The sequence below is a fragment of the Spirosoma harenae genome, from assembly GCF_054776975.1.
In genome coordinates, this window is record NZ_BAAHBD010000054.1 from 305,770 (window position 1) to 328,747 (window position 22,978).

21 protein-coding genes are annotated in these 22,978 nt (G+C 44.9%); 11 read left to right on the forward strand and 10 right to left on the reverse strand.

Annotated elements, in window-relative coordinates; translation table 11 throughout:
• Positions 1–198: 198 nt before the first annotated feature.
• On the reverse strand, positions 199–537 hold the full coding sequence (locus tag ACYVE4_RS33455) for a winged helix-turn-helix transcriptional regulator (protein WP_461044773.1): 339 nt from the start codon (positions 535–537) through the stop codon (positions 199–201).
• A 100-nt stretch (positions 538–637) separates the two neighbouring features.
• Between ACYVE4_RS33455 and ACYVE4_RS33460 the strand changes: the two genes are divergently transcribed.
• A complete protein-coding gene (locus ACYVE4_RS33460) occupies positions 638–1,381 on the forward strand; it encodes an SDR family oxidoreductase (RefSeq protein WP_461044774.1) in 744 nt (247 codons plus the stop codon).
• A 209-nt stretch (positions 1,382–1,590) separates the two neighbouring features.
• Here the strand turns inward: ACYVE4_RS33460 and ACYVE4_RS33465 are convergent, their stop codons facing one another.
• The 4 genes from ACYVE4_RS33465 to ACYVE4_RS33480 are packed head-to-tail and all read right to left on the reverse strand — an operon-like array spanning position 1,591 to position 4,109.
• Entirely contained in the window at positions 1,591–2,499 is a 909-nt protein-coding gene (locus ACYVE4_RS33465; protein WP_461044775.1) for a helix-turn-helix domain-containing protein, read from the reverse strand.
• A 16-nt stretch (positions 2,500–2,515) separates the two neighbouring features.
• A complete protein-coding gene (locus ACYVE4_RS33470; protein WP_461044776.1) occupies positions 2,516–2,860 on the reverse strand; it encodes a hypothetical protein in 345 nt (114 codons plus the stop codon).
• 20 nt (positions 2,861–2,880) lie between these two features.
• The gene (locus tag ACYVE4_RS33475) at positions 2,881–3,330 is read right to left on the reverse strand and encodes a DUF2147 domain-containing protein (RefSeq protein WP_461044777.1); all 450 of its coding nucleotides are present in this window, start codon (positions 3,328–3,330) and stop codon (positions 2,881–2,883) included.
• Positions 3,327–4,109, reverse strand: coding sequence for an SDR family oxidoreductase (locus tag ACYVE4_RS33480; RefSeq protein ID WP_461044778.1), 783 nt, complete (start codon positions 4,107–4,109; stop codon positions 3,327–3,329). Before ACYVE4_RS33480 ends, ACYVE4_RS33475 begins: the two co-directional genes overlap by 4 nt.
• A 239-nt stretch (positions 4,110–4,348) precedes the next feature.
• On the opposite strand from ACYVE4_RS33480, the gene ACYVE4_RS33485 reads away from it, so the two are divergent.
• Positions 4,349–4,774, forward strand: a complete 426-nt coding sequence (locus ACYVE4_RS33485; RefSeq protein WP_461044779.1) for a S41 family peptidase — start codon at positions 4,349–4,351, stop codon at positions 4,772–4,774.
• Between the two features lie 576 nt (positions 4,775–5,350).
• Here the strand turns inward: ACYVE4_RS33485 and ACYVE4_RS33490 are convergent.
• Positions 5,351–11,218, reverse strand: a complete 5,868-nt coding sequence (locus tag ACYVE4_RS33490) for an amino acid adenylation domain-containing protein (RefSeq protein WP_461044780.1) — start codon at positions 11,216–11,218, stop codon at positions 5,351–5,353.
• Between the two features lie 340 nt (positions 11,219–11,558).
• Positions 11,559–11,984, reverse strand: coding sequence for a YybH family protein (locus ACYVE4_RS33495; protein ID WP_461044781.1), 426 nt, complete (start codon positions 11,982–11,984; stop codon positions 11,559–11,561).
• Between the two features lie 530 nt (positions 11,985–12,514).
• On the opposite strand from ACYVE4_RS33495, the gene ACYVE4_RS33500 reads away from it, so the two are divergent.
• Together ACYVE4_RS33500 and ACYVE4_RS33505 are read left to right on the forward strand one after the other, a co-directional pair.
• On the forward strand, positions 12,515–12,910 hold the full coding sequence (locus ACYVE4_RS33500) for a hypothetical protein (RefSeq protein WP_461044782.1): 396 nt from the start codon (positions 12,515–12,517) through the stop codon (positions 12,908–12,910).
• Positions 12,907–13,137, forward strand: coding sequence for a helix-turn-helix transcriptional regulator (locus ACYVE4_RS33505; protein ID WP_461044783.1), 231 nt, complete (start codon positions 12,907–12,909; stop codon positions 13,135–13,137). Before ACYVE4_RS33500 ends, ACYVE4_RS33505 begins: the two co-directional genes overlap by 4 nt.
• Before the next feature lie 218 nt (positions 13,138–13,355).
• Here ACYVE4_RS33505 and ACYVE4_RS33510 read toward each other — a convergent pair whose 3' ends face one another.
• The 3 genes from ACYVE4_RS33510 to ACYVE4_RS33520 form a co-directional block, all read right to left on the reverse strand.
• The gene (locus tag ACYVE4_RS33510; protein WP_461044784.1) at positions 13,356–14,186 is read right to left on the reverse strand and encodes an NAD-dependent epimerase/dehydratase family protein; all 831 of its coding nucleotides are present in this window, start codon (positions 14,184–14,186) and stop codon (positions 13,356–13,358) included.
• Between the two features lie 73 nt (positions 14,187–14,259).
• Positions 14,260–15,114 (reverse strand): AraC family transcriptional regulator, encoded by an 855-nt coding sequence (locus tag ACYVE4_RS33515; protein ID WP_461044785.1) that lies wholly within the window; start codon positions 15,112–15,114, stop codon positions 14,260–14,262.
• Positions 15,115–15,507: 393 nt separating this feature from the next.
• Entirely contained in the window at positions 15,508–16,296 is a 789-nt protein-coding gene (locus tag ACYVE4_RS33520) for an SDR family oxidoreductase (protein WP_461044786.1), read from the reverse strand.
• 128 nt (positions 16,297–16,424) lie between these two features.
• Between ACYVE4_RS33520 and ACYVE4_RS33525 the strand changes: the two genes are divergently transcribed.
• From ACYVE4_RS33525 to ACYVE4_RS33555, 7 genes are all read left to right on the forward strand, one after another.
• A complete protein-coding gene (locus ACYVE4_RS33525; protein WP_461044787.1) occupies positions 16,425–16,784 on the forward strand; it encodes a winged helix-turn-helix transcriptional regulator in 360 nt (119 codons plus the stop codon).
• Between the two features lie 384 nt (positions 16,785–17,168).
• Positions 17,169–18,203: a CAP domain-containing protein gene (locus ACYVE4_RS33530; RefSeq protein WP_461044788.1), complete on the forward strand. Its 1,035-nt coding sequence runs from the start codon at positions 17,169–17,171 to the stop codon at positions 18,201–18,203.
• A gap of 178 nt (positions 18,204–18,381) precedes the next feature.
• Positions 18,382–18,678 carry an antibiotic biosynthesis monooxygenase family protein gene (locus tag ACYVE4_RS33535; RefSeq protein ID WP_461044789.1) on the forward strand — a complete coding sequence of 99 codons (297 nt, stop codon included), beginning with the start codon at positions 18,382–18,384 and terminating at the stop codon, positions 18,676–18,678.
• A 592-nt stretch (positions 18,679–19,270) separates the two neighbouring features.
• Entirely contained in the window at positions 19,271–20,494 is a 1,224-nt protein-coding gene (locus tag ACYVE4_RS33540) for a nucleotidyltransferase domain-containing protein (RefSeq protein ID WP_461044790.1), read from the forward strand.
• Positions 20,487–20,942 carry a hypothetical protein gene (locus ACYVE4_RS33545; RefSeq protein WP_461044791.1) on the forward strand — a complete coding sequence of 152 codons (456 nt, stop codon included), beginning with the start codon at positions 20,487–20,489 and terminating at the stop codon, positions 20,940–20,942. The genes ACYVE4_RS33540 and ACYVE4_RS33545 overlap by 8 nt, the downstream gene beginning before the upstream one ends.
• A gap of 14 nt (positions 20,943–20,956) precedes the next feature.
• A complete protein-coding gene (locus tag ACYVE4_RS33550; RefSeq protein WP_461044792.1) occupies positions 20,957–21,979 on the forward strand; it encodes a CBASS cGAMP-activated phospholipase in 1,023 nt (340 codons plus the stop codon).
• Between the two features lie 10 nt (positions 21,980–21,989).
• Positions 21,990–22,832 (forward strand): GGDEF domain-containing protein, encoded by an 843-nt coding sequence (locus ACYVE4_RS33555; RefSeq protein ID WP_461044793.1) that lies wholly within the window; start codon positions 21,990–21,992, stop codon positions 22,830–22,832.
• Positions 22,833–22,978 lie beyond the last annotated feature (146 nt).

Below are 22,978 nucleotides of genomic sequence, written 5' to 3' on the forward strand. Positions count from 1 at the left end.
TGCGCACTGATTGGGAGGGGGCCAGCCAGTTTGCCTCGGATCAGGAAGCGAGTCTAAGCAAGATACGTGCGCCAAAAAGTGATGATAAGTAGCCCTAGTACAGCCACCACCTGCGCCTTCTAACCTATATCGTTGGGACACACCATAAAACCCTAAATGTCTACTAAGAGGATTATATAAGGCATCTGTGTTTACCGGTCAGCTCATGATTACCTGACGATGGGTTGATCCCCATTTGGCTAGATCATGAATGAGGCCTTGTAAAGTCCAGCCATACTCGGTCAAACTATACTGGACTGTCACGGGCTGAGTTGCCAGGACGGTTCGTTTGATGAGTTTGTTCTGCTCCAATTCTTTAAGCTCTTTGCTTAACTGCTTATTCGAAATACCCGCCAGGTCGTTCGCTATATCGGAAAACCGTCGCGTGTCATAATAACACAGTGAGGACAGAATGGTAATCTTCCATTTCCCATTCAACACATCCATCGCGTCGTGGATCGCCAGGATGTCTGCTTTGTGGCATACTTGTTCAGCCATAAGTTACTTAGTTACCTCAAATATACTGTTACTTATGGTAACCAAGTTACTTGTGGTAATGTTCCTGGGATAGTTTTATAGTGTATTCAAAAACAGAATCATGGATTTCAAGAACAAAAATGTCGTTATAACCGGCGGAAGCCAGGGCATCGGCCTGGCAACCGCGAAAGCATTTATTCAGAAGGGGGCAACGGTGTTGATTACGGGCCGAAATGCTGATAGCCTGCAAAAAGCAGCGGATGAGATCAATAGGTCAACCTTACAAACGCTGGTGGCTGACACCTCGACCATGGCAGGAATTACGGCGCTGGAAAAGGTAGTAGCCGAAAGTGGCAAGCCCGTCGATGTACTCTACCTCAATGCCGCTATCGGGGTATTTGCCCCGATCCAATTTGTGACCGAAGCTGACTTCGATGCGCAATTCAATACCAATGTCAAGGGCCACTTCTTTACCCTTCAAAAGCTCATACCGCATTTAGCCGATGGTGCTTCCGTCATCTTTACCTCCTCTGGTGTGGTGACTGCCGCGGGTACAGCAAGCAGTGTGTACTCGGCCACTAAAGCGGCTTTGAACAAGATCGCCGATATTGCCGTCAATGAATTAGCGGAACGAAAGATTCGAGTGAATATCGTCAGCCCTGGCCCGATTCAAACCCCGGGTCTGCTTTCGGTGGCCACCGCTGAAACGCAAGCCTACCTGGCTTCCAGAAGTGCGCTTCAACGACTGGGCAATGCGGACGAAGTTGCCAATACCGTTTTGTTCCTGGCTTCTGAGGATGCTGGCTATGTGAATGGGGCTGATATTGCTGTTGACGGAGGCTCCATTCAGTATATGCTTAAATAATAATTTTTTAGCGTGAAATGGCCGGATAAGTAAGACATCCGGCCATTATAACTCTTATTAACCCCAAAATACTAATTTATTGAACGCCCATTTTAAAAGCAGATTCAGGACGATACATTGGCCTAACTTGGGAGTCTATTCTGTTACGGATCCTACACGGGTTGTGTCAAGCTAGTTTAGTGTACTATTCCCAAATGGATATTTGCTTATCAGTTAAACGAAGCCCTGAACTCCAGCGGACTCTGGTTGGTCTTGGCTTTGAAGAGTTTATTAAACGACTGTGAATGCTCGAAGCCTAACTCATAGGCAATCTCGCTGACAGATAATTCCGTAGTTGACAGGCGTTCCTTGGCTTTGGCGATCAGCTTTTCGTGGATGAGTTGTTGCGTGGTTTGGCCGGTAAGCTGCTTCAGTAGACTGCTTAAATATTTGGTAGAAACAGTCAGCGTTTCGGCAATCTGCTGAACCGTGGGCAGCCCTTTAGAAATCAAGTCATCCCCATTGAAGTAATCCGTCAGCATGTCGTCTAACCGTTCCAATAACTTACTGTTGGTTATTTTGCGGGTGATGAACTGGCGCTCGTAAAACCGCTGCGCATAGGTGAACAGCACTTCCAGGTGAGCAATGATGACGTCCTGGCTGAATTTGTCAATATTAGCATTGTACTCCTGTTTAATGGTATCGATAATGCCGTTGATAATCGTTTCTTCTTTGTCAGAAAGAAACAACGCTTCGTGGGCAGAGTAGCCAAAGTATTCGTACTGTTTTATTTTTCTGGATAAGGACGTATTCCACAAAAAGTCGGGGTGAATAAACAGCATCCAGCCTTCAAGTTGATGCGGTACACCACCCTCCTCGCCCCGCAGAATCTGGCCGGGTGCCATAAAGGCCATCAAGCCTTCGTCAAAATCGTATTTCTGCTGGCCATACAGCAGCTTATCGCAACCTCGTTTGAGCGAGACCACATACAGATCAAAAATAACGGCATTGATCGCTGGGTCTTCTTTAAGGCCTTTCAGATCGATCAGGCCAATCAGGGGATGATGAGGTTTGGGCAGCCCCATCATCCGATGGATTTGCGTAATCGATTCGATTCGATAGGGTTTCGGCGTTGCCATGGTGTAAAAGCGAGTGTTAGGATTTGAACGGATACGTCAACCAAATCAAAAGCAGCGGCATGGCGAGAAACGGAATCTCCATCAACGCCATCGTTGTATTCCCCGCTCGCAGCGACAAGGCCATAATCAGGACAATGGTTACTGCGTTCAGCACATTGCTGATGAAGAAGGTCTGCGGAAAAAGCAACATCAGGCCAATAACGATGGAGAATACGCCAAAAAACGGCATAATGGTTTTAGTGATCCCTAAATCGGTCATCATTTTGGTTTGTTCAGCATTGGCAGGCTGGAAGGCATCCCAGCCATGTTTGATACTCAGAAATGCTGAAATTAAACTAAGTACTATGCTTACGATTTTCATTGGTTAACGGGTTTTATGGTTTACTGAACTCGTTTGAATTTCATGGTCTGCCCCAGAAGGGAAATGCCTACGTAGCCGCGAAATTCCAATTGATTGACGCTTTTTAATTTTGCTTTCAGGCTGTAGGTTCTTCCATCATCCGGGTTGTATAATTTCCCGCCTGTGTATTCCCCGCCGTCCTCATACGTAAGATTGGTTACGTTAACGATATTTTGTCTGGATCGGCTACGTAGCTTGGGGTCAGGATTTTTAGTGTCTTTTTTGGCCGTTTTTCCATCGGCTTCAAACATGGTTGACGCCCACAGCAATTTTCCAAAATAATTACCTTCTGATTGGAAGATTTCAAACGTAAGCCCTACATCCGAACCCTCGCTACCCCAAACTCCGATTAGTTTATCGGCAGGTAAGCTTTGCGAAAAAGCACCAACTGACACCAATAGCAGCGCTGCTATAAAGATGACCTTTTTCATTTATTCGTTAGTTGTTTAAACTTTTCAAACTCGCGGTGTCCTAGATTTCGCTCAATAAAATCGGGCGCAATTCGACTCGCTAATTTTATCACCTTCACCGGGCCCGGCTTAATTTCTAACGTGTCATTCGTCAATCCTTTAACCGTCTCCCTTACCAGTTTGTCGGCGTCCATCATCTGGCCGGGATTGGGTTGTAACACCCAGTCATTCTGAAGGTTGGTATTAACCCCCGGCGGGATCACTTCAAATACCTTTACGTTCGTGTGTTCAAGTTGTAACCGAAGGGCTTTTGTATACGCATGAACCCCTGCTTTTGAAGCACTGTAAACAGGCGCGGGGGAGTACGCCATGAAGGCAATAGCCGAGGATACGTTGACGATGGCCGCTGAGGGCTGCTTCAATAGATGGGGCAAAAATTGATGCACCATCTGGATCGTTCCGGAAAGATTTGTATTGATCTCCCGGATTATATCATTCAGATCGTTACGTGTATCCTGTAAGTCGATCAGCCGCATCAGTCCTGCATTATTGATGATCATATTCAAGGCGGGAAACTGTTGCGTAACGGCCTTATAAAGCTGCTCGATGTCTTCCGGTTTGCTTACATCGCTTCGAAAGGTATGAACACCCGGAAATTGATCTTTTGTTTGGGTCAACGCATCCTGGTTACGGCCTGTAACAATGATGTTTGCCCCTTGTGAGCTAAGCTGTTTGACAAGCTCTAAACCAATGCCGCTGGTTCCGCCTGTAATTAGAATTGTGCTGTTTGCTATGTCCATTATTTTGTTTTTTTGTTGTTACAAAGTTCAGCAGCTCACAAAAAACGGATGTAGCCAAAAGTCGAAACGTTGTAGTCGAAAGGGAATGTGCTGATCAAAGAAGGTGAAGAGATTAATTAGGGGATAAATGCCCTTCAGCGGTTCTATCATTTTCCCTATAAAGCAGCTTTAATGAGAAAACACCTTCAGCAGCAACTCAAGCAAGGCCAATACCACAAACTGTCCACCCCGACGGGCACTTGTTTATTCGCTATGATCCCGAGTTTGCCAGGGTAGTACGCGAAGCAAATCCCGATCGGCGACGAAAGGCCGACTCGTTAGCCCTGATCGATGCGATCGACCAGAGCTTTGGTCTAAATCGGCTGGAAATTCTGGACGGTACTATTGGCTATCTGCCCATCTGTAGCTTTATCTCCTTTGTCGAACGGGCGCGTCCTGCTTTTGTGTCTGCCCTGCGATTCCTTTCCCATACCCGAGCCTTGATCCTGGATATGCGCTCTAACGGGGGCGGAAGCCCAGAAATGGTGGGTCAATTGGGTAGCTATTTCTTCCCGGTACGGACCCCCTTCACCACCATTGAAAACCGGATCAGGAATTCGACTCAACGCGATGGATCAAGCGTCAACAAATGTCCAGAAACGAAAGTTACAATGGGCTATCCATGAACTGGCTGCTCACTAACATTTGTTTGTGGTTGCCAGCGCTTCGCTAAACCGGTATATGGGCGACTTGTATGTACAGAATGGTAAATTATGGTGTAAAAACACCGGTCGTGGCGATCAGATTACAATGCTTAGTCACATTAAAGCAGACTGGTTCACCTTGAATGAGCAGGTTCATTTTCAATTTATGCAGAGGTTGCTGGTCGCATTACAGGCTTGATAATGCACTGGCGTGATGGACGGGAAATACCAGTGAGCAAAACCAAGTGAATAAGCCATTTTCTGCATTGTTGCCTATTTACTAGCGTCTTCTGAAACGCCCGATTTAAGAAGACGCTACATAAGTGTCATCACGTCTCAGATAGGAGGCTTTTGTGAAACGGCATCTTTAGACTACTTCACCCATTATATCCGAACTGCTCACTAGGGCGTTTTAATTCGGTTATAGACATTGTTTAATCGGTTCACAGTCGTATAAATAGTCGCTGGTTGAGCCCCACAGATAGGTATTCCTCACAAGAACAAACCAAGCGCTGGCAGGAATCGTACGATCATGGCTAAGACACTGATGAGACCAAATTAGCCTGTCAAATACCGTTGTATTACCTCGCTAATCTGCGTAATGGTGGCTGGCTTACTAAACAATGAGTCATGCTCACCAGACAGCTGATGAACTTCAACGCCCAGGCGAGCGTAACGCCCCCAACCAAAATCTACTTTTTTCGTACTGGCGGCAAAAGCAGTTGACGGATTAACCCGCAAAAAAACAAGTTTTCCCTCATAGGACTTAAATTCGTATCGGCTATAGGCTTCCCGGAAACGTCTAATCAGTAAATCTTCGACATCAAGCTCAGCACTAGCCTGATCCAAGGAACTAGAAGGTGATCTACTCGTTAATTTTGAGACTGACTGCCAGGTGCGTCGGAATAAATACTGACTGATCCAGGGAAGTTTCTGCCGAAGAATAGGCAACAGCACGGCAGGTTGTTTAGGCAGTGTGCGCCAAATATGATAATAATACGGGATCAGTTGATGGAGTGGGAATTTGGTATGATTATTCGCATCCGGATTGATGGGGTATGAATCAATTAAGACCAGCAAATTGACTTCTCTTCCCATTTGCTTTAGCTGACGAGCCATCTCAAAAGCAATAATGCCGCCTAGCGAGAAACCACCCAGTGAATAAGGGCCCTCTGGCTGATTCTGAACAAGTAGCTCAACATAGTAAGCGGCCATAGCCTCAATGGACTCTAGCGGATTTGTTATGCCATCGAGTCCAACCGCCCGGAGGCCATACAGTCGCTGGTTTTCCGGTAAGTAAGGCGCTAGCTGATACACATAGTTTACATCGCCTGATATGGGGTGGACCAGGTAAAGGGCGTTTCCTTCGCCGGTTGTCTTGACGCCAACCAGGGACTGCCAGGCAACATCGGACGGACTGGTTTGCAAATGAATGGCCAATCGACGAAGGGTGGGATGGGCAAAAATGCTGCTAATCGGCAGCGAATAAGTAGTCTGACGCTGAATGGCCGCCGTCAGTTGGAGGGCTAACAGGGAGTGGCCGCCCAGCATAAAGAAATCGTCATCCAAACTAACGGTTGACAAATCAAGCAACTCACACCAAATTGTTTTCAATAACCTCACCACTGACGGATTTAGAGGTTGGTCAGACCAAGCTTCCTCCAGCATAGTCGTGCTACTATTAGAGACTGCATGACTACTCAAGGGGGGCTGTTGCTGACCATATAACGCGGCCAAGGTTTGATCGGGCTGCGTTAGGAGTTGCTTAAGGACTTGGACGAATTGATCGGCCAGATTAGCTATGGATTGTTCGGTGAATAAATCAGTCCGGTATGTAAAGGTGCCCATCAACCCATCAGCCGTCTCCTGGCAGGAAAGGCTCAGGTCAAATTTAGCCCTGAGATGCTGGAAAGGCACTTGCTCAACCTGGAGAGCGTTTAGCTTCCATGCATTTGTGGTGTCTTCCTGAAAATCGAATATCACCTGTACTACCGGCGAATAGGCCCGGCTTCGGACAGGGCTAACCTCCTCCACAATCTGTTCAAAGGGGATCGTTTGATGCGCATATGCATCGAGTGCCCCTTGGCGCACCTGGCGAAGGAGGTGCCGGAACGTTAAATCGGCGGAAACATCGATGCGCAAAACAAGCGTATTAACAAAAAAGCCGATCAGCGCGTCCAGATCCGGATGGCTACGACCAGCTACGGGGATGCCAATCACGATATCCTGAGTACCGGTAATCTGGTGAAGCCAAACAGCATAAACCGTTAAAACCCGTAAAAACAGGGTTGTGCCGGGCTCATGGAAGCCTTGCCGAAGCGGTTGCCACTGTGATGTAGGCACTAAAAAACAATATTCAGCCCCCCTGAATGACTCAACGGGGGGGCGGGGTTTATCAATGGGTAGCTTTACCAGCGGGGGTGCGCCTGCCAACCGATTTCGCCAGTAGGTCCGTTGGAGGGTCATTATCTCTGGCCCATACTGTTCGGCCTGCCATCGCGCAAAATCGACATATTGACTAGGTAAGGGGGGCAGGCTAACCGGTTGATTCTGCGTCAGATCCGTATAGAGTATACTAAGTTCCCTGGCCAATACTTGCGTGGAGAGTCCATCAAAAATAAGATGATGGAAATTCAGCAGCAACACCCAGGATTGCTTACCCAGCTGAGCGACATTTACCCGTACTAAAGGGCCATTGACTAGATCAAAGGGTTCATAGGCTACCTTCTCTAGCCAAGTCGAAAGCATCTCCGGCTGAGACGGACCCGTTGCCAGCATTAGATCATGTAGGGGTATATCGATCGAGAAAGCAGGCTGAATTTTTTGGAACGCTTTCCCATGAATATGCCCAAATGTGGTCCTCAGGATTTGATGCCGGGCAATCAGGTGATTTAAACTCTGCTGCAAGATCGACAGGTCCACTGAGCCACTCAACCGAAGGACGATGGGCACGTTATACGTCCCATGCTGGGAATGCAGTTGCTCCAGAATCCATAATCGGTTCTGAGCGAACGAGAGTGGAAAATGGGCTTCATAATCCGATTCATCGGAAGTAGACTTCAGGGGGCTGGCGGCCTGCCGGGGCACTAAATCGATATACTCGCTCAGTTGGCGTAAGGTCGGGTGGTTGAATACATCATTCATACTCAAACGTACCCCAAACTGCTGCGATATAAGAGTGATTAACTGGATGGCCATGAGGGAACTCCCACCCCGATCAAAGAAATGATCGCTCCCGCCCAGATCAGGCTCTTTCAACACAGACGTCCATAAAGCGGCCATCGATTGTTCGGTGGTGGTCCGCAAGTCGTCGGAGCGATGGGACTTAGTTGAGCCGATCGTCGGTAAGTTCGCTTTATCCACTTTACCATTAGGTGTCAATGGAATGGCTTTTAGGGAGGCAAACACATTGGGAATCAAATAGTCAGGTAGACTGCCCTTTAGAAAGACCCGCAATTGGTCGATCTGGATAACTGCGCCCGATTTAGGCACAAGATAAGCCACTAAGCGCTTCATCCCCGAGCTCAGTTCATCGGCTACTACCAAAGCCTCGCCAACGGTAGGATGCTGACAAAGTGCCTGTTCGATCTCTCCTGGTTCAATGCGGAACCCCCGTATTTTTAGCTGATTGTCTAAGCGGCCCAGAAACTCAATCGTACCATCTGGTTGATACCGGGCCTGATCACCGGTTCGGTAAAGCCGACTGCCCGGCCGATCACTAAAGGGATCAGGAATGAACTTGAGTTGCGTGAGTTCAGGTTGATGCAGATACTCCCGAGCTAACCCATCTCCGCCAATGATTAACTCGCCCGGAACACCCACGGGCATGGGATTCAGGAATGAATCAACAATATAAAGCTGGGTATTGCTAAGGGGTTTACCGATCGGTACGGAACCCGTGCCCCAATGGCCTGTTGATAGGTTATAAAAACTAGCAAATGTGGTGCTTTCAGTGGGGCCATATACGTTGATGAGCGTGCAGGTTGGCAATTGATGCAGCGCCCGAATAACATGTTCTCCAGAAGCCGCTTCGCCACCAGTCGCCAGTTGAGTCAACGTTCTCAGCGACTCAATGCCGCTGTCGACTAACACATTAAACAAGGCAGCCGTAAAAAAAACGGTATTTACTGAATGGGTCTGAATCGTTTGTTTGATGGTTTCAAGCGAAGGCGGATTTTCGGTCACCAGAACCAGCCGTCCGCCATTGGCCAGGCTACCCCAAATCTCCAGCGTGGAGGCATCAAAGGCCAGCGGAGCCAGGCCCAGCATACAGACCGACTCGTCCAGTCGCATGTAGTTAGCGCCCCGCACGGTGCGTATAATGGCGCGGTGCGGAATAGCTACCCCCTTCGAACGGCCCGTTGAACCCGATGTAAACAGCACGTACGCCAGTTGGTCAGACTGGATCCGCAAATTCATATTCTGTACGCTTTGCTGGGCAATCAGAGCCTGCTCTTCGTCGATCAGGATATACGTGTTGGTGGCAGGTAGATGATACCGCCAGGTATTTCGCGTAATAATATAGTGAATACCCGTTTGAGCGACCAGTTCCATCAACCGGTTGGCTGGAAATGTAGGATCTAGAGGTACATATGCACCGCCAACCTTCAAAATAGCCAGTAAACTTACGATCATGTCGGGTGAGCGTTCCAGACAAATACCGACTAGCGCATTGGGTTTCACGCCCTGGTTTTGTAGAAACCAGGCTAGTTGATTAGCCCGCTGGTTAAGTTGCTCGTAGGTCAGAACGATGGCTCCAGCGCGTATGGCTTCGGCTTGGGGCTGGTGGAGAACCATCGCTTCAACGAGTTGGTGAACGGTTTGCGTAGCGGGATAGGGAACCTGGGTTGCATTCCAGTCAATGAGCATACGCTGCTGCTCGTCAGGCGTCAGTAGTGATACCGATCGAATCGGTTGGCTGGGTTGAACAACCAGGTCAGTTAATACCATTAGCCATCGCTCTACGACATCAGTCACCCAATGTGGTGACCAGACTGCCGGATCAAACGACACATGATGGTCCTGATCCTCTTCGAACGACAGGCTGATCCATAACGCCTTTTTTGAAAGCGAATCATCCAGGTGAACGGGCGTATGGCTAATAATAATAGGAAACAATGCCAGACCAACGTCAAGAGTTAAGGACTGTAAGTCAAGCTGTGTACTTAGTATCTCCTGGGCAAACGTAAGGTGCTTGTCTACCGTTATTACCTCCTGTTGAGTACGACTCAGTGCTTCCTCAAAGTCAGCTTCCCAGTTAAATTCGACCTCGAACGGGACGAATTCGGCAAATAAACCAGCCGTCTCAGCAGCTAGATTTGCGTTGAACTGGGATTGATACCCTACACGAACCGATTTTTGGTTGGTCAGACGAGCCAGCAATATCAGTAGAGCCGTTATTGCCTGATGCCTTACCGAAGTAGTCTGGTCGTCGATTTTGCCTTCGAGAGCCGTCTGGAGTGGTACATTGATTTGGTGACGTTTTGGCCGGTCATCCTTTTGTTTATTTGTTGGGACAGCCCATGGAAACGTTGATGGCTGGAAATGGCTAAGTTTATCTCGCCAATACGCCTGATAAACCGCGCATTGCTTATCCCCTTTTTCAATTGCCTGAATGACCTGTGGAGGGGGGGGAGTCAATACTTGCCCTTCATGGAGCGACGTCCGTTCATAAAACGTGGACATTGAGATCGGTTTGCCAGTCAGGGTCTGGATCCCAGCGACAGCCAACAAATAGTCATTGGTGGCGATCAGCAACTTGTCATCGCCTATAGATTCGATCGTTCCAGGGGGGTAAAGGGCTTCTTTCTGCGTGGCTGTTGCTTCTCCTACCAACCAGAAACACCCCCCCGCCCAAAGTTTCAGCCTACCAAACGGGTTTACCTGAAAGCCAAAATTTAGCGCCCGCTGCAACCGATCAATCGTAGCGACTGGCTGGGCAAAGTTGAGGATCAACTCTGGTCGTTTCGCCCGGCCGAAATAAGACCGGTGCGATAGGTTCTGTGGCTGGCTGGTTAACGTTCCCGCTTCGAGTTCATCGAGCAGGTCTCGAAAGCAGTCAACGGCCGCAGTATAACTTTTAATGTTTAGGCTGATCGAGGTTTCATTCTCCTGGATGGGAAATCGTTTTTGGGTTAGAATGGCCCCCGTGTCAATGCCTTTGTCCACTATGTGCCAGGTTACGCCATGGGTTTTTTCACCGTTGACTAGTGCCCAGAATGTGGCATGGACTCCTGCATACGTAGGCAGAGGCCCATCGTGATAATTAATGGCATGGAACCGGGGAAGCCGCAGTATTTCCTCGGGCAGAATATATCCGTTCGAAATACTGAATAAATAATCGAAGGGTTCCTGGTGTAAAACGGCAACAAAGTTCGACGAAGCATCAATGAACTGTAGCCCGGTATCCGTACAATGAGCACGCACCTGAGGATCTTGACTAATCACTCCCCTGACCAGAAAACCCCGCTGGCAGAGAATTGTAGAGCACTCAATTAGTAGGGTACTATCACCAATTATAAAACAACTAAGGGACATAGGTAAGGAAAGTGCGAATAACCTTAGTAGCCTCTGTGCAGGCAATCTCTCCAAGGCCAATTACTTTCCTAATATAAACTATATTCATATAAACAGAAAAATCCTGACATCCAATTAACACTAAGAGTGATACTTATGAAGTCATTGAGGCTTTTTTTTACATCCATCGTGACGAGCAATGAAGCCATCCAGTGAAACGGAGATTTCAGCGATTACTTTGCGAGAGGCCTCAAGGTTTCAAATCCGTTTTCGCTTCGCCCGTTTCGAGGTCGTAAGGATAGGAGACATGCTGATGAATCATTTGCCACTCCCCATCCCGTTTCTGAAAAATCCTCGTACCTCGCGAATAGCTATCGATTACTGAGCCATCGGGCGCTTGCACCTGCATGTGATTAAGTCCCCAACTAATGGCCAGATCATCCCGCACCAGAATTTGAAGATCAGGAATGTCCCATTGAAGCTGACCCTGCGATACATCAAAACCGTGCTGACAAACCTCTCGAACCGCCTTAATACCTACATACTGCAAGGGGGTATCATGTTCGTACGAAACCACATCAGGGGCAATGTGGGCCATGACCGCATCAATATCTTTAGCCGCCGTTCCTTGGAACCAACCCTTGTAAATTTGACGAATTTCTTCTTCGGCACTCATCGCGTTGCAGGATTATTGAGATGGATGAAAACGAATTCTGGTCAAGTTGAACCAGATAGCTGGGATCCTCTCATTCGCTCGATTATGATTGAACGAGGAGAAAAGTCTAGCAGCGAAAGGTGAGCATGAGCAACTCGTGATCGAGTTGTTTACTTTTTACAACTCATTTTCAGGCTATTTGTTAGCCAGTGGGCGGTCGGTGCAAAAGTCATCAACGGGAGACTAATTGGGGTCGTTTGCCTAAGAAGAGTACATGGTCATCCCACGAATAGAGAGTTCCCTACGAAAATACAGATCAACTAGTGATTAACGCTTGACCTATTTCCGCTCAGAATACGCGGGATACGGGTTCTAAACGAATTGTTTAACTTACAACTCCTATAATTCAATAAACTTATTAGTCCCCCTATGTTCCAAACAGGGCAGAAACGTCAGACGAAAATAGTCTATCATAATGGACTATTTGTCAATAATACTTGACATAAAGCAATGTTTGCCTATCTTTATAAAAAATCAACTAATGGAACATAATGGAACAAGCTAGAAAAACCGTAAACCTGCAATCTGTCATCTTCGCCCTCCTACATGTAGCCACTTATTTGCCCGCAGTATGGCTCCTAAAACACCGACTAGTTGGCCCGCCTGTTTCCCTAATCATTGCCATAGTGCCTATCCTTACCTTCGCCATTTTTATTTTTAAATTAATCAAAGCCTTTTCCAGCCTGGATGAAGTCAAGCAACGGGTTCAATTGGAAGCAGTAGTGATTGGTTTCTCATTGACAGCCATGTTGCTGATGCTTTTGTTTTTACTGAGCCTGTGTGATATTTTGAGTTCCGTCTGGTTTGGCTATGGGTATCTGGTAGGCTATTGCTGGGTCTTTTATTTTATTGGCTGGGCGATTTCGACTAAAAAGTACGGAGCATGAAAAACACAATTAAAGTGGAGCGGGCGAAGAAAAACTGGACCCAGGCCGACCTGGCTAAACATATCGGTATATCCCGACAGGGGTTAAATTCGATTGAAACTGGGAAATTTATCCCCTCCACTTTACTGGCCTTACGAATGGCGAAAGCCTTTAATACTACTGTCGAAGTTTTGTTTCAATTGGAAGATACAGAGGCCATGATTAGTAGCGAGTCAACAACCTCTTGATTACCTAAGATCGTCGAACAACGATAATATATTGGGCTTACCTGTCGAAGCGGTCGGATAGGCTAGTGGTGGCTCAGTTGTAGCTCTCCAGTCATTGAGGCTGGGCATGGATGAACGCTCTTTCGTCTCGGACTGGGAAGCATTTTAAGAGAAAAACAGAGTTGTCAGATAGTTATTTTAGCGCTGTTTTTCTCTTAAACCCGTTTTTTAGCGATACTCTACATTATTGCCTCCTGCATAGCCTGATACACCGTCCGGACGGTAGGTTGAAACCCCAGACGACGAGCCAGCGTACTATCGCTAAGCAGGTACCAAGGATTCTCGAGTGGCTCGCAGGAGGAGTCTAATTGCTCACCAACTAATTGGGCTAATTCGTAAATCGACGTGGGGGCTTCATCGGCAATATTGACGATGCGCTCGTCCATCGCTCCCAATAAGGCCAAATTCATCGCCGTTGCGATGTCGCGGTGGTGGATGGTACTCATCCGCATGGCGGGGTGCCAGTTGCCAGCTTTTGCATACTTCGGTAACGCTTCCAGATGACCATCCCCGTCGCCATAGACAAAGGGAAATCGAATCACTACCCAATTCAGACCACTTTCACGCAGTGCCTGCTCAGCCGCCACCTTGCTGGCTGGGTAGGCTTGCTGGGGAGTTACCTGGTCATCTTCGCGACCTGGATGTGGATTATCTGCGTTGTAGACGTTGGTCGTACTGGCCAAAATGAATCGGGCGTCCGGTGCATGCGCTTTTACCTGGCTGATCAGGTTGCGCGTCCCTTCCAGATTGCTCTTCCAAATCAGATCGGTGTCTTGCGTGCGAAATACTGCTGCCAAATGAATAATGGCGGATACACCCTTCACGGCCTCGGTGAGCGATGCAAGATCGAACAGGTCGCCTTCTACTACCGTCGCACCAGCCGGAACACTCTTTCCGGCTCGTACCAGCGCACGGCAGTCCATGCCCGCATCGACAAGACGCCGGAGCAGGCGCTCCCCAACCAAACCAGTCACGCCAGTTACCAATATTTTACCTATTTGTCTGTTCATATCCTATCTAATTTATGATAGGAACAAAGTTGGCAGGAGCGCCGTGAACAAAGCTGGATGAAAGCCGATGTGCTCAGGACAAATCCTGAAAAAACTCGGCAACCGTTTTACCAGTTACTTTTTTAAACAATCGGGAAAAGTAGTCAGGATCATTGAAACCGAGTTCAAACGCCAACTCCTTAACCGAAGTACGTTCGCCATAATACATCCGACGCCTGGCTTCCAGTATAAGACGATTCGTCACAAATTCTTTTGGTGAGAGTCCCGAATACTGTTTAACTAGCTGATATAAACTATCCGTACTGAGGGCAAGTTCCTGGGCAATATCCTTGATGGCCGGGTGATCGGTCAAGTTGTTTTCGACGAATACTTTGAACCCAATATATTTGGCAAGTCGGTCATCTGCTGGCTTTCGCTCACCGGCAAAATAAGCAGCGTTAATCTCCGTAAGGAGGCTATTTAGATGGGCTAGGATGAGTTCAGACTCTGTATCTGAAGCCATTAATAAACCTTGAAGCATGTTAAAGATCGCTTCAAGTCTATTCGCGGCAAGTGGTGAAAACCTTATTTTCTGCTGATTAAATGGATTCAGCAGAAATGGGTATTGTCTAGGTAATCGGGCTAGGCATTCGTCATCAAAGCCCAATTTATAATAATTATTTCCGTGTAGGGCGAAGGCTACCTGTTGAATCTGGTGCGGCAAGGAGAAAAGTAACTCGTACTTTCCAACGTCGATTGTTTGTCCATCAACGCCATACTGAGTAGAGCCCTCCAGGATAAACAGCAAGAAGTAGTAAGGTAAGCGGTGGGTGGGACCATATTTTTCTATAGCCTCTGGAGAGACATGGCCAAAATTCGGAGAAACGATCCGAATAGGCAGTTGGTTATTCTGGCTGAAACCTTCTGGTAACGAATCGGAACTGGGCATACTTAGTGATTGCCAACATGGATGAATCAAAACATATTTTTTTAACCCAGGAAAGGCAACCAGGGCCGGGCATCATTGGTGTAAAGTTTACCTTCAACGACATAGAATACAAATAGGGTCTCACATAGTAGTCGAAAATTGAGGTATTACCGTATCGTGAAACGCCCGAATTAACGAGCAGATGCATATTAGCCCTGGAATCTCGCCTAGGAGTATATGATGAGAATAACCAGGGAGTCATTTTAAGTGGGCATATTGCAGCTTGACCTCAAAAAGACCGCTGAAATCCAGATTTGAGTAGATTACTACGCTAGTTTCAGCCTAGTTGAGCCCCATGATGAGCAAGCTACTCTATTCACGGTAATTGGTTTCATGAACGTGTGGTAATCCTTTTTAAACTGTAGGAATTGTCCCTCCATCGATCACGTATTCGGTCCCGCTGAGATAAGAGGCCCTTGGCGAAACCAGGAAGCCAACCAATTCGGCTACTTCTTCGGGCTCCGCCGGTCTTCCGAAGGGTATTCCACCCAAAGCATCCATCACACGTTGTTGGGCCTCCTCGATAGAACTATTCGAACTCTGGGCGATCCTTTCCAACCATCCTTTGACATTTTCTGTCCTGATCCATCCTGGCGAAACCGTTAGCACGCGAACCCCTTTTGGCGTAACTTCCTTTGATAAACTTTTACTGTAATTGAGAAGGCCAGCTTTGGCTGCCGCGTAGGGGAGTGTCGAGTCGTAGAGCGGGAGCGTCGCCTGGATGGACGCGATGTGAATAATGACGCCCTCACCGCGTTCGAGCATGCCGGGCAAAAAACCACGGTCCAGCCGCACGGGGGCCAACAGATTCGTTTGAATCGTTGATTCCCAATCCTTGTCGGACAGCGCGGCAAATCCACCTGCTGGCGTTTCTGAACTCCCCATATTATTGATCAGGATATCCAGATGGCCAAACTCACGGAGTATTTGGTCGACTACTTGCTGAATTCCTTCCGGTTTGCTCAGATCAGCCGCCATGAACTGGATACGATCGATTGGCTCTTGCGGCTTGTTTCTAGCGGTAATGATCACGATGGCTCCGGCTTTTAAGAGCCGATTGGCGATGGCCCTGCCCGTGCCTTTCGTGCCTCCCGTTACCAGCGCAATCTTACCGGCTAGTTCGTTATCAAAATTGAAGTCCATACTGTAGCTTGTTTATTTAGGACAAAAATCGGCAGTATGGTAGGAGCTGACAAGTACGGACTTACGATTCAGATAGGGACAAATTTATCCCTATTGAACCGAGTGATGGCTGTGGTTATATTTGCCGTATGTACGAACGAAAGACGATGCCCGACTTGCAGTGCGGTCTGGACCTCATTGGGGAAGTGCTGTACGGAAAATGGAAGATTCGTCTTTTGTGGTTTATCCATCAGGGCTTTCAACGTCCCAGCGAGCTGCAACGCAAAATTCCGGGTGCTTCCCGCCGGGTGCTGAATGTGCAGTTGAAGGAACTGGAAAGTCACGAGCTGGTGGCCAAGGTGATTTACCCGGTCCTTCCGCCCAAAGTTGAATACTATCTGACCGACTTTGGCCAATCACTCATTCCCATCATTGGCGCGATCGGCCAGTGGGGTGACCAGCATGAGGAGCGACTTCGGACACTTATTGTAAAGAATCTGCAACCTTAGCGTTTCCTCCATGCATACAAGGCTGAGCGTACGTGAGCTGTCCACAAATACAGCTCAATATATGCCCCATTTGTAGAGATCCCAACGCTTCAGAGTATACCAGAACGGAGAAGATACCTTATAAGAGGTAAAAGTCATGAGGTGCTACTAGTTGGGGAACATGGGATTCACTCAGACGTTGGCGGATGGCTATAATCCGCATTATAATTCGACGATTTTAATGTTTAGACAGTCTCTTAGACGAATTAGGCACTAGTGGCCGATTTTTTATAGTATTTGGGCCATTTCTTATAGTCCTCAGGGATCCCTACAGACCACCTTTGTGAACGCTTCTGCGACGCTGATCAGGGTGGTCAGCGATATCTCTCAGAGGATTATTTACCCATGAAACGCACAATTTATTTACTTGTCTTAGGTAGTCTTTTCTCACTGACAGCTTGCCAGCCTGAAGGTCAACTTAGCCCTGCTATTGCCTCCGATAAGGTTACTACTGGAGCGGCTCGCGTAGCTGCCACTCGTACACCAACGTCTATAGAAATGTTCAAAGCAACCGAACTGGCAACCGCTATACTAAATAACCGTACCGTAAATAAGGTACAAACTGATCAAACCCTGAGTAATTACGCATTTAGTATGGCAATGCATTATGTCTATAATACTCCCTCTGCAAGTAATGAACCGTATGACTACCAAGGTTTCCTGCTGCTGGACACGAGAATGATTGAGTACAGAGACGCAAAGACAGGATCGCAGGTAGTGATGAAGTGGCTAACTAATTTTTACAATTTCCAAACGTTGCTAAACCCAAAGTTCACCAAGTTTGGTGTGGCTTTCCTCGACTTGGGAGACGGCTATGGCATCTGGGTAGCTGGGTTTCAGGGTGGGTCTAAAAGTAAGCTCTCATCTCCAACACTTAGTCTTCCTGCCATCCCTGCCAGTGCCTATTCGGCCCTTACTGGAGACATACAAGCGGATATGCTACAACTCATTAACAAATTACGCACCAGCGGATGTACGTGTTCTGACGGAAAATTTTATCCTTCAGTTCAACGGCTTAATGAAAATTCGTTAATGCGTAACGCGGCTGAGGAAAATTCGAAGAGCCTGGAAGCCAAGTTAGTGAGCGGTGTGAACACAAGCGAGTTACCGGCAATCAGTTCGTTTGGCTATACCGTTTCTGAGCAGAAGGCGTCCTCAGTTGCCCTAACGATAAACTCGACAGCTAGCACGGCTGGCCCGATGTCAAAAGCAGAGATCAACTATCGGACGTTCACAAAATGGAAGGAGTTGGCCTGTCCGCAAATGATGAATGCCGAATATGAAAACCTGGGAGTGGGCAATAGCGACGAGGGGTCTCTTCCCTTTACCGGCTACCTTGCTAAATCTCGCTTGTCCCCCAATCGTTACACCCATTATTAATGCATCTGGTTAGAGAACAAGCTCTGTCACTGATATACTGATCGTTTAAATTTTTGATTACCAATCAACGAGCAGCCTGATTCGGCTGTTGCCAATTGAGTCAGGCTGCTCGTCTGCAGCGTTTTATATAGGGGGAAATAACGGTCCGCGGGGCCTACCTTTTACCGTCTTTACCGTCATGTATGCACACCTGTTTGAAGGCTGCTGGCAGGCTCAGGCCCATAGTGATGCCATCCCCTATTTTCGGCTCACTATTGGACCCGCCCTACGCCAACAGTCAGGCTTTCTCAACGCTCGGTTGCTGATGAATCCTACCACGAACCAATGTATCCTATTCATCTTCTGGGAAACGGCTGCCGACCGCCAACGGGCTGATGCTGACCCTGTTTTTCAGACGCTATTGGGTCATCTGCAACCCTACTGCAGTCGCCCGTTGGTGTCTGCAGATTACGAGCTTAGTGCCCAGGTCAGTTGAGCAGGGCTGATTACGTATTGATTGCTTTGTGTTTACGTCAACTCAGGTTTCGCTCAGCGGTGGATAGCTTTTTTACCCGATCAACTTGCTTAATGAGTACGTCTGTAAAAGTAATTTTAGCTAGCTACAGTCGACCTCAAATGATTTCTGGAGCAGATCGATACCGTTTGAAGTTAGAGTTAATCATTTCAGGACTTAGGTTGATCTTTATGTCCTGATTGGAAATGGTTTTCGTGTCTCATACAGGGTTTAGTTAACACCAAGTGTGAGAAAATATACTTCAGTTGACGGTTTTAGCCGCGGTACTCTTATTATTTTCCGTAAAATACAATAAAGAAAAAAGGCTAACTCGTTGATTTTAAGCAAATGCTTATACAAACGAATTAGCCTTTATAGGTATTTTGTGCTCCCGAAGGGATTCGAACAGGTGCTTAATACTTAGTTAGTTATCCAGTATTCGTAAGGTATTGTATCAATAAGGTATATAACCTAGAAATTTGTATCTTTATAGATGTATATGTAAACTAATGATTTTAACCTACAGAATATATATACATAGTAGTGTAAAAGCAATTAAGCATATCTTATTAAAATGGAAGCAGAAATTTCTATTAGCGAAGAGATTAAAAGCCTATTTGAAGAGCTAGGCAAATCCCTTGACATAAGCAAGACTCAATATGATTTAGTTGTTGATCGATATAAATCGGTTGGAAATTATCTATCAGCAGAAGACTCAGAGCTAGCACCTTATAAGCCTGAAATTTTGCCACAAGGATCTTTCATGTTAGGAACGATGATTAAACCCATACATGAAGATGACGATTTAGATATAGATTTGGTCTGCAAGCTTGAAGGGAAAAAGCTTGAGTGGACACAGTTTGACCTAAAACAAGCTGTAGGTAATAGATTATCAAATAGCCGTATATACGCTCCTATGCTTGATGAAGAAGGCAGACGTTGTTGGACACTAAAATATGCTGAACAAGCAAATTTTCACTTAGATATCTTACCAGCAATAGTAGGAACAAATTACAAAATCATTCTAGAAAAAGCTTTTTCTCAAAATCAAGAAAAGAACATTGACGAGCTTGCTATACACATAACTGATAAAGAAAGCCATAATTATAAAATTGATAAAAATCCAGAACAATGGCTTAAAAGCAACCCATTTGGATACGCTGCATGGTTTCAAGAAAAGGCAGATATTTCATTGACCAAAGGGCAAATCCTTAGAGAGTCTGTCATGCCAGTTCCTGAATACAAAAAGGATAAATTACCTTTAATAAGAGCTGTCCAAATATTAAAGCGCCATAGAGATATCATGTTTGAGGGAGATGAGAACAAACCAATATCGATTGCGATTACCACACTTGCAGCTCTATCATACTCTAAAGAGATAAATCTAATGCAAGCCTTGGTCAATATCGTTGAAAAAATGCCAAATTTTATTGACAACAAATATGATGAAAACGCTGGTGAGCTAGTTAAATGGATTGGCAACCCAGTTAATCCAGCAGAGAATTTCGCAGACAAATGGATTGGCAACCCAGAAAAAGAGGTAAATTTTTACAATTGGTTGATTAAAGTAAGAGAAGATATTTATGAAGCAACTTCATTAAAAATTACTCCCCTCAAAGAGTCGTTAAAAAAATCATATGGTAGTGATATAATTGATGAGACTTTCAAAAACTATGGAGAAAATTTAAGATTGCGTCGCGAAAAAAGTGAATTACATATGGCTCCCAAAACAGGAATACTTGGAGCAACAGGCACTGTAGTGAGAAATCACAACTTTTTCGGAAATATCGATGGCTAGGATATCGCTTATTATTCAGGAGGGACACTTAAAAAGTGTCTTTCCCGATTCGAAGACAAACAGAAGAAAGGAAGAGTATTTATCTTGGGAACATACACTTACCCCATCAAATATTAGTAATACATACAAAGTAAAATTAAATTATAAAAGAGGTGAGGGCGTAAATTTCAAAGTATTAGAGCCTAAACTTGAACTTGCTGAAGGAAAAACTTCACTTCCGCATGTATATTCAACAGATAGACAAGAACTCTGTTTATACTATCCAAAATCTAAAGAATGGGATTCTAGTATGTTATTCACAAAAACTATAATCCCATGGGCATGCGAATGGTTATTACATTACGAAATATGGCAGATTACTGGTGAATGGCATGGAGGGGGAGTTCACTCAAATGTAGAGAATATTGAACAAGAAAAGACGGAACAACTTAATGAGATTAAAGAATAACTGATTAATATAAAATGCAAGTTGAAGCAAAAAAATTCAGAATATTATCATTAGACGGAGGAGGCATACGTGGTCTATTTTCTTTAGCCTTTTTAGTAAATATTGAAGCAGAAATGCAAAGAAAAGGAATAAATGATTGGCAAATTTATAAACACTTCGATTTAATTTGTGGTACTTCAACTGGTGGCATAATAGCCATAGCTTTGGCTTTAGGTATTCCTGCATCTGAAGTATATGAATTATATTATGACAATGCTAAAGAAATTTTTGGCAATAAGAAAGGTTTAATTAGAAGCCTATTTAGCTCTTCACACAAGAGAAATAATTTAGAAAAATTAGTAAGGGATAAATTTAAATCTATAAATAATGATGTTGATCCTAGGCTAGCTGATTGTAAAACAAATATATGTATAACGATATATGATTTATTACAAGGTAAACCATCTGTACTAAAAAATAAATACCACGCTGACTTTGTAAGAGACTACCACATTCCAGCCTACCAGGCTGCACTTGCAACATCGGCAGCTCCAACTTATTTCGATCCATATAGCTCTTCTTATACTGATTTAAAAAACGTAAAGCAAAATTTTAGTAATAAAGTAGATGGTGGCGTATTTGCAAATAATCCGACACTAATTGGAATTATTGAAGCTCAGAAAGCATTTTCAAAAAATTTAGCTGATCTAAGCGTGCTATCTATAGGAACTGGCCATATGAAGTTTTTAGATGCATGTAATAGAAAAAGATGGGGGTATATATATTGGCTGATTAATAGGCATAAAAAGAGGATTATTGAATTATTTATGCAGGGTCAATCACAGCAGGTTCAAAACCTAATCAGCTTATTACATAAAGGGATTGGCCAACGTGAGATAGAAAATTTTATATATATGCGAATCGATACTGAATTAGATGAAACCTGCAATATTGAATTAGATGAAACAGATTCTACAAAATTGAATAAGCTATCTGAAAAAGCTAATATTGAATACCAAAAATACGGAGCATTTGTTGTAGAAAAATATTTCCAATAGAGTATTAGTTATGATAGATTATATAAGAGATAATTTCAATTGGTTATTTGATGGTTTAGGAATAGCAATTATTGGAGCAATATATACCGGTTTTTTATGGTTAATACGAATTGGACTATTACCGAAGAAATTGATCTGGTTATATATAGTTGGACTAGTAGTCATTTTATTAGTCATTTTACAGTTTGATCTTTATGCTAAATTCTGGTTTACAGAGATCCCATTTTCAAGGTTTACTATGGTTTTAATACTTATAGTAACGCTTATTGTTTCTACAAGTAGTATTATTTTACTATTAAACATAAAAATAAAAAACTTAACTGCTGAATTAATTACGGCAAAAAAGAACAGCAATTTCTTAGATGATATAACAGGAATTGAAAACTACAAAGCTATTGAACACACGTTGATAGAGCGCATTGCATCTGCTAAATTAAGCGATGACTCAATCACGCTATTATTAGTTGATGTAGATGGCTTTGGAAAACTCAATTCAGAATATACAATGTCTGCTTGTGATAATATTCTCAAAGGGGTAGCACAAACTTTAAAAAGTGAAATTCGTAATACGGACGATAGAATTCTAAGATATAAAGTGGGTGATGAATTTTTAATTATTGCCTACAAGACAAATGGCAATAATGCTGTTGGTCCGTTTAGTGAAAGATTAAAAAAGGCAATTAGAGACAAGGAATTTAAAATTTCTGGATCTAATAATACAATACGGCTAACGATTAGCATTGGTGTAACAGAGTATAATTATAATAAAGAAAATAAAGAGGTTACTATTGAGCGTCTTGAGCAAGCATTAAACGAAGCAAAAGTTTACAAAAACCATGCTGTTTTAAAATAAGCTCAATTAGCATTTTTGAATCATTATATAAATTTTAATTAATAATTTATGTCTATATCAGTTTTGACCTTGCAAAACTTATTGTTATTGAATCTCGATGAGATCATAGTATATGACTGATAACCAATAACATAAATTTATATTCT